The organism is Acinetobacter sp. AS5 (genome assembly GCF_048957595.1).
GTDB lineage: Bacteria > Pseudomonadota > Gammaproteobacteria > Pseudomonadales > Moraxellaceae > Acinetobacter.
On sequence record NZ_JARDAL010000083.1, the window covers coordinates 1 to 7,190 of the forward strand.

Annotated in this window: 4 protein-coding genes and 5 pseudogenes; 3 read left to right on the top strand and 6 right to left on the bottom strand. The window is 40.4% G+C overall.

The features are described 5' to 3' along the window. A partial coding sequence (locus tag PV763_RS16580) for a helix-turn-helix domain-containing protein (protein ID WP_420938235.1) occupies window positions 1–308 on the bottom strand: 308 nt, incomplete at its 3' end. A gap of 88 nt (window positions 309–396) precedes the next feature. Here PV763_RS16580 and PV763_RS16585 point away from each other — a divergent pair. Beyond that, window positions 397–480, top strand: a pseudogene (locus PV763_RS16585) (IS1595 family transposase); the annotation flags it as partial. Window positions 481–660: 180 nt separating this feature from the next. Here PV763_RS16585 and PV763_RS16590 read toward each other — a convergent pair. Then, a pseudogene (locus PV763_RS16590) lies at window positions 661–747 on the bottom strand (serine/threonine-protein kinase HipA); the annotation flags it as partial. Window positions 748–888: 141 nt separating this feature from the next. Between PV763_RS16590 and PV763_RS16595 the strand changes: the two are divergent. Further along, window positions 889–4,236 carry an SNF2-related protein gene (locus PV763_RS16595; RefSeq protein WP_420938236.1) on the top strand — a complete coding sequence of 1,116 codons (3,348 nt, stop codon included), beginning with the start codon at window positions 889–891 and terminating at the stop codon, window positions 4,234–4,236. An 18-nt stretch (window positions 4,237–4,254) separates the two neighbouring features. Here PV763_RS16595 and PV763_RS16600 read toward each other — a convergent pair whose 3' ends face one another. The 4 genes and pseudogenes from PV763_RS16600 to PV763_RS16615 all read right to left on the bottom strand — a co-directional run. Next, window positions 4,255–5,544 carry a type II toxin-antitoxin system HipA family toxin gene (locus PV763_RS16600; RefSeq protein ID WP_004282132.1) on the bottom strand — a complete coding sequence of 430 codons (1,290 nt, stop codon included), beginning with the start codon at window positions 5,542–5,544 and terminating at the stop codon, window positions 4,255–4,257. Then, window positions 5,541–5,849, bottom strand: a complete 309-nt coding sequence (locus PV763_RS16605; RefSeq protein WP_420938237.1) for a helix-turn-helix transcriptional regulator — start codon at window positions 5,847–5,849, stop codon at window positions 5,541–5,543. Before PV763_RS16605 ends, PV763_RS16600 begins: the two co-directional genes overlap by 4 nt. Window positions 5,850–5,991: 142 nt before the next feature. Continuing rightward, window positions 5,992–6,306: pseudogene (locus PV763_RS16610) on the bottom strand (transposase); the annotation flags it as partial. Window positions 6,307–6,438: 132 nt separating this feature from the next. Continuing rightward, a pseudogene (locus PV763_RS16615) lies at window positions 6,439–6,634 on the bottom strand (IS3 family transposase); the annotation flags it as partial. A 62-nt stretch (window positions 6,635–6,696) separates the two neighbouring features. Between PV763_RS16615 and PV763_RS16620 the strand changes: the two are divergent. Next, window positions 6,697–6,999: pseudogene (locus PV763_RS16620) on the top strand (transposase); the annotation flags it as partial. Window positions 7,000–7,190 lie beyond the last annotated feature (191 nt).

Genomic DNA, 7,190 nt, shown 5'->3' on the forward strand with positions numbered 1-7,190 from the left:
AATGTTGCAAGATATTCCCTCAAGATCCTGATCTTTCCTGGATATCCCAACCCTAAAATTTCCTGGTAGAGCACAACGGCAGGAATCCATTCAGGATGTGCTGCATTTACACGTTGGAGTAAATAGGGTTTATATGGATCAAGAATACTTGTTCTAGGTTGTGTACGCCGATACTGAGGTGTTTCCTTCTGCCGTAAATATTTACGCACGGTATTTCGGGACACCCCCAGTTCACGAGTAATAGCTTTAATAGATTTACCCTGTTGATGAAGAATTTGGATTGTCACTGCTTGCTCCAAAGTTAACATGTTGAGCAGTCCAAAATGACCGCTATATTAACCAAGGGGGTCAGTTTTTAAATGCCATTAGGGGGTCATTTTTACACTGCCGCTAACAGATTATCATCTTAAAGAAACAGAATGGCGTTGGATGAGGGAGCCTAATGAGCTAGCAACAGAGTTGTGGGACCTCATTAGGTAAAACTAAGTGCAAATCTGCTAGTCTAGAGCCATATTTATTAGCGATTGCGATTGGAAGTGTGGTGACTGGTGTAGCTTATGCCGTGATAAAACAACGGTTAGAATAAGCCCTTCATAGAAGCTTTGTGAAAGCTATTTAGTGCAATAAATGAATATTATGCCCAATCCTATTTTGGATCATTTAGAGAGTCTCTACTTGAATTTGTCCAGGTAATAGATCATGAGCGATATTGCTGAATAGGATTGCAACCTTACAAATCGAGCCAATGTTCACCCCATCCATTGTAGTAAACATTAAGTTTTTTTTGAGCATGGATTTATTTTCTTCTGATACGTTGGCGAGCCCTACTGTTCTGAAATGACAGCTTTGTCCGTTATAATTGTATAAACATTTTGGTGTCTGGTAATTATGTCCTTATTGATCAATTTTCTATCTCGCTTTAGTACTGCAACTCTTCAGCGCAGTCTGAGCTATGCTAAACACATTGATAGGGAAACAATTGAGTTCTTTGAGGAAAATGATGATGTCACGATGTATGCTCAAATTGAAGGGACAGATTATTACGATACCGCGATTACCTATAATCTTAAAAAAGACCGTTTAATCGATGATGACTGCACTTGTCCAGTTGGATATAACTGTAAACATGCTGCTGCTTTAGCGCGGTTATTCTTTCAAGAATATCGTCAGGAATTTCAACAGCGTTATGCTGAATCTCAATCTCCGCAGGGAATCGCAAAACGCCGATGGGGGGATGATCAGGCGCAGCGCTGGTTGAATGATTTTAAACGGTATTTGCAACAGACTGAACCAGAGCAATCTGTCAAAACAAACAATTATTTAATTTACCTGCTAGATCAGTCGGTCAGCTTAAAGAAATTGACAGTTGAGGTTCAGAAGGCCAGACGCAATAAGAACGGCTCAATTGCAGGGGAAAGTTATTATACCCAATATGAAAATATCACCAGAAAGCATCTGACTTTACCTGAACAAAAACGACAATTATTTAACCAGATTTATTATTACGCCAAAATAAACAGCGACGAACGCTTTTATCAAAGCAATCTTGATATCTCAAGCATTTTATTGGAGCATTTCAAATCTTTTATTCAAAGTGGCGATGTGTACTGGAAAAAAAAGAGCCATACTGCACTTCAATGGTCAGAACAAGGCTATCACATCGAACTGATCTGGCAACAAGGTTTAAACAAACAGACAGAGCATTTAAACATTGAATTGGTCAATGGTGATATTCGACTCGATTTAAAATCAAATCCTCATATTCAGATTCTCGCGAGCCATCCACCATGTTATGTGGATATTCAACAGAACACGGTGGGCCAGTTATATGGTGAATATACGGCAAATCTTCTGTACCATTTTTTACAGATGCCTGATCTTCCAGCTAAGCTCTTGCCAGAGTTTGAGAAACTGACTCATCAATATTCAGACGTGAAAAATCTGCCTCAGCCCGAGTCTATTCAGCATATTGATGTCCTTGAGGGAAGTCCCCAGCCAATTTTACGCTTCGGTGTTTTAAATAAATTTGATTGGAAATGGGAAGAGTCTGTTTGTGCCGAAATTGAATTCTCCTATGCAGGTGGGCGAATTAAAGCAGGTACATCAGGTGACAGTTTTATTGATGAACAGCATGGCAAAATGGTGCGACAGCTTCGGGACTTAGTTCAGGAACAACAGTCAATCCAGCGTTTACAGCTATTGGTCGAATCACTGAAGTGGGTGAAAGATCTTAGTTATGAGCAGCAATTAAAATTGGATAAACAACGTCTTGATTCTATGGTTTTTGCTTTCTATGGAGACTGGATCAAACAGCTGATGCCCATCAATCAAATTGAGTTGATGGGCTGGCAGATAGAGCATCTGGAAAACAGCCCCTTTAATCTGCAATATGTTGAAAATTTAAATATTTCTATCACTGAATCTGAAGGCCAGCAGGACTGGTTCAATATCGGGGCGACGGTTCAAGACAGTGCAGGCAATTCTTATAATTTGCTTGATGCGCTCGTAGCTTTGGTGCGAGTAAATCCTGATTTACTTGATCCGCGGACGTTTATTCATCTGCATGACAGTCAAATTTTCACCGTGAAAACTGCAGTTGATCAACCTGATTTGGCTCTATCCGCTAGGGATATTAAGCCGGTATTGTTGCATCTGCAGAGCATTTTACAGCAAGAAGAGCGCAGTATTGATCGCTATGATGCGAGTCAATTATTAGAATTGCAGCATAATCTTGGGATGACATGGCAGGTCAGTGATCGCCTGCAGCAATTTGTACAGAAATTCAAACAAGGCTATCAGCAACAACTGCCGACACCACAAGGTTTTCAGGGGGAGTTGCGTCCATACCAGCAGCAGGGCTTAGGCTGGTTACAGTTTTTAAGGGAAACCCAGCATGGCGGGATTCTGGCAGATGATATGGGCTTGGGGAAAACAGCACAAACTTTAGCCCATTTACTCATGGAAAAGCAGGTTGGATATTTGCAGGACAGTCCCGCCTTAATTGTTGCACCCACATCGCTGATGCATAACTGGTTCAAAGAAGCGGAGAAATTTACCCCTCAGCTGAAGGTATTGCTGCTACAGGGGCCCGACCGCCATCAGAATTTTGAGCAGATTCCGCACTATGATATTGTGTTAACCACCTATCCGCTTCTAGCGAGAGATGAAGAACAATTAAAGCAATATGAATATCATCAACTCATTTTGGATGAGGCGCAGAATATCAAAAATCCGCGTGCCAAAGCTGCACAGGTAGTACGGCAATTAAAAGCACGACATCGTTTGTGTCTAACAGGTACCCCGATGGAAAATCATTTGGGTGAGCTGTGGGCACTATTTTACTTTCTAATGCCAGGATTTTTATATTCACAAGAAATCTTTAATAAAAAGTACCGTCATCCGATTGAAAAACGCGGTGATCAGCAGTTAAGGCAAAAGTTGGTCAACCGGATTAAGCCCTTCATTTTACGTCGCTTGAAAACTGACGTAGCCAAAGAGTTGCCAGAAAAAACCACGATTGAAGTCAATATTGATATGAATGACCAGCAATCCAAGTTATATGAGGCTGTTCGTGCCACGATGCAGGAAAATATTCAGAAAATTGTGGCAGAAAAAGGCTTTAAACGTAGTCAAATTCAAATTTTAGATGCCTTACTGAAGCTACGTCAGGTGTGCTGCCATCCTAGCTTACTAAAGCTGGATTCAGTGAAAACCGGGCAGGCACACTCTGCCAAACTTGAACAGTTGATGGATATGGTCGTTCCAATGGTGGAGGAGGGGCGAAAAATTCTGATCTTCTCTCAGTTTACCTCAATGCTGGAACTGATTGAACAACAGCTCCATCACGCAGAAATTGGCTATGTGAAGCTGACTGGAAAGACCAAAAAGCGAGATGAAGTCATTACAGCATTTCAGTCTGGACAAGTGCCGGTATTTTTAATCAGTCTGAAAGCAGGAGGGGTCGGTCTGAATCTAACTGCCGCAGATACGGTCATTCACTATGATCCATGGTGGAACCCTGCTGCTGAAGATCAAGCTTCAGATCGTGCATGGCGGATTGGACAGGACAAGCCGGTATTTGTGTATAAGCTGATTACCAATAAAAGCATAGAAGAAAAAATTATTGCCTTGCAGCAGAATAAAGCAGAACTGGCACAGTCTATTCTAAGCACAGATCATGAGGGAGAAGCGAAACTGACGGAAAATGATGTGATGAAATTGTTTGAGAAATTTTAGCTTGGTTACAGGTTTCCTCTAATCATCTGTAAGTATCTGAAAGTCTGGATGCAATTTTTTCCAATGTTCTCTTAATTTTTCTTTATGAACAGAAATCATAGGTAAGTCTAGTAATAGCGCTGGCCATACTGACCGTGCTTTGTCCATAATGGCGTGAAGTTGTTTTTCAATAACACGCCATGGAACACCGACTTTTTCAGCCCATTGTTCAAAGTGTTTCATCTCAGCTAAATACCAATCTTTATTTTTGGCAAGATTCAATGCGAAATGAAGCTCATTTTCAATATATACACTAGTCATCAATATATCGTATGCGGGAGATAATCTTGGTGTTCTTTTGTCCTGATAAATCATACTCCAGTTTTTTAAGTGTGCATCTCCATTGGCGAGCAAAATGTTGACAAGTAAGCGGCTGGCAAATTGCTGAATATCAAGAATTTTGTTATCTGAAAATTGATAAATGATCTTTCCTATCTGCTCATAATTTGTGGTGCTGTATTTCTGCTGTGGATATGCACCGAAGATCTGAGCAAAGTCTTCGATGTGAATAAGCTCTGTAGTATCAGCAGTACTCTGTCTATCAAATCTTTTGATTGCAAAAGCATATTGCTCTTGGGGTAAATTTAATGGTGGAAGGTTTTGTAAGAGTGCCATATCCACCAAGCGAATCTCAGGGACATCTATTCCGACCATTTTGGCAAGGCTCATCATAGAATATTCATTTAGCGGAACAAAAGCATGTCTGGAAGAAGGAGTTTTGATAATCCAGTCCCCGAGTAGAGACGATTCCGTTGCCTGGACTAGTGTAAAACGCCCATCTTTGGCTTTCATGGAAAACTTCATTTGGACGCCGGCCAAGGAAAACTTATTATCTGTTCGAATCTCTTGCTTTAAGATCTGATCTGGATTCGAGATCTGAAGCTTAAATTTTATTTCATCTGGAATTTCTTCTGGATCTAATGGAGTCGCAATGAGTGCTCCAGGTAAATCATGACCTAAAGCTGCCAATAACTGAAATTCATTGTCTATATGTACTTTGAGGCTTTGTGCAATCAGTTCGCGTAATGCACCTTCTGGTAGCAAGTTTGATAGCAAGGGATGTAAACGCTGATGTGTAACATAGGTCTTTTCTAAAATTTTATCCACTTGAGGATACAAGGGGGAAGTCAGCAGGCTCAAGGTCGGGCGTTGCTGATCAGAGCGGAAAGAATCTGTAAAAACCAGAATATTTTTTCCGCTCTGAAATCCTGCCAAGTATCCAACGATACCGTGATGTAATGTTAATTTCAGGACGGCAACAGTATTCATGGTTCCTCTCCTCCGAGAAGACCCTTCCATGGGTTAGTCATTAAGTCATCCTGATCTTCAATAGTGACTTTAATTTCATCATTCAATAATTGTCTAATCAAATGAACCTTATCATCAGGGATGAGCATCAGTTGAGCATTTAATCCTGCCGCGATAATTTCTAAGGTCTCTAATCGAGGGTTGCCCTGACTTTCCAGCTTTTGGTATTGCTGTCTTGACATGCCTGTACGGGATTGCATATCAACTTGCTTTAAGCCCAATTGGGTTCGTCTTTTTTTGATTTGCTGAAGTAAAGACTCATTCATTGTAGACACATTTATTGCTTTTTAGTGTTATAAGAAACATATTAGTTTCTTTTTTTTTGAAAAGCAATTTATGACTTTATCATTTCGATCGGCTTTGTTGCACAAAGATTTGAAATGCAAAGCGCCCCTAATTGAGCCAAATTTAAGGCGTAACTTGGGTAAGTGGTCGACCTAATTCCGTAAATCTGTTAAGGACTGCTACACGTGCATGGATCTCATTCACTTGGCTATCAAAACTCCTTGCACTGAGTTTATCTCCTAATAATTTGATGCAATGCATCTTAGTTTCAACCAAACTTCGCCGATGATAGCCTGACCATTTTTTCCATAGTGTCCTGCCTAAACGCTTAACTGTTCGAAGTAATTCATTTCGCTCTAGCGAGCTACTCTTTGTATCTTTCCATGGTTTCGCATTTTTTCTAGGTGGAATCACCGCATGCCCTTGCCGATCTGCAATGAACCGTACCGGGTTTGTCGGAGACTTTTATTTAAGTTAGGCCACCTGACCTAACGGGTTAATCTTATAATCGTACATTGCTTCAAGCTCAAAAGACGACACATAACTCAGCGCATCAAGCACCATATCTGTATTCTTACCACGCCATACACCTTGTATTTCAAGATTTTGCATCAATCGAGAACTGTATAGCGCGCAATAACATAACTTCTCGTTGCAGTTGTTGCCAGACTTTACGAACGCCATACCGGCCCGAACTTTCTTTCCAAATTCGTTTGATTTGCTTAGCATGATGAAAATCATGTAGATCTCGTTTTGCTCGATGTTCCCTTGCGAAGCGATGCGCTTCTCATCGCAGGAAAGTTGGTCTCCGACAAACCCGGTACGGTTCAGTATCCAAAAATTGGAGAATCCTGGCGGGCAAATTGGGAAAATATCCGAACGATCTTTAGCTATCCTGCTGAAATACGTCATGCGATTTATACAACAAATGCAATTGAATCATTGAATAGCGTGATCCGCCATTCAACTAAAAAGAGAAAGATCTTCTCTTCTGATGATTCAGTGAAAAAGGTCATTTATTTAGCAACTTCAAATGCTGCTAAAAAATGGACCATGCCAATTCAAAATTGGCGTTTAGCAATGAATTGGTTTACGATTCAGTTCGATGATCGATTAAAAGATCATTTATAAAAAATAAGACTTACACAAAATAATTTACAGGCTCGTAGAAACATGAAAATACATTCTTTTGGTGAACACAATAACATTACTTTATCTAATAATTGTATTGAAGTTCGAGGTGCACGTGAGCATAACCTTAAGGATGTAGATGTTTCTATCCCAAGAAATGCACTTGTTGTTTTCTCAGGTGTATCGGGTTC

What these genes read in the sequence shown, in the direction of transcription:
- PV763_RS16605 (WP_420938237.1), bottom strand. Translation starts at nt 5,849, where the DNA reads ATGAATGAGTCTTTACTTCAGCAAATCAAAAAAAGACGAACCCAATTG.
- PV763_RS16600 (WP_004282132.1), bottom strand. Translation starts at nt 5,544, where the DNA reads ATGAATACTGTTGCCGTCCTGAAATTAACATTACATCACGGTATCGTT.
- PV763_RS16595 (WP_420938236.1), top strand. Translation starts at nt 889, where the DNA reads ATGTCCTTATTGATCAATTTTCTATCTCGCTTTAGTACTGCAACTCTT.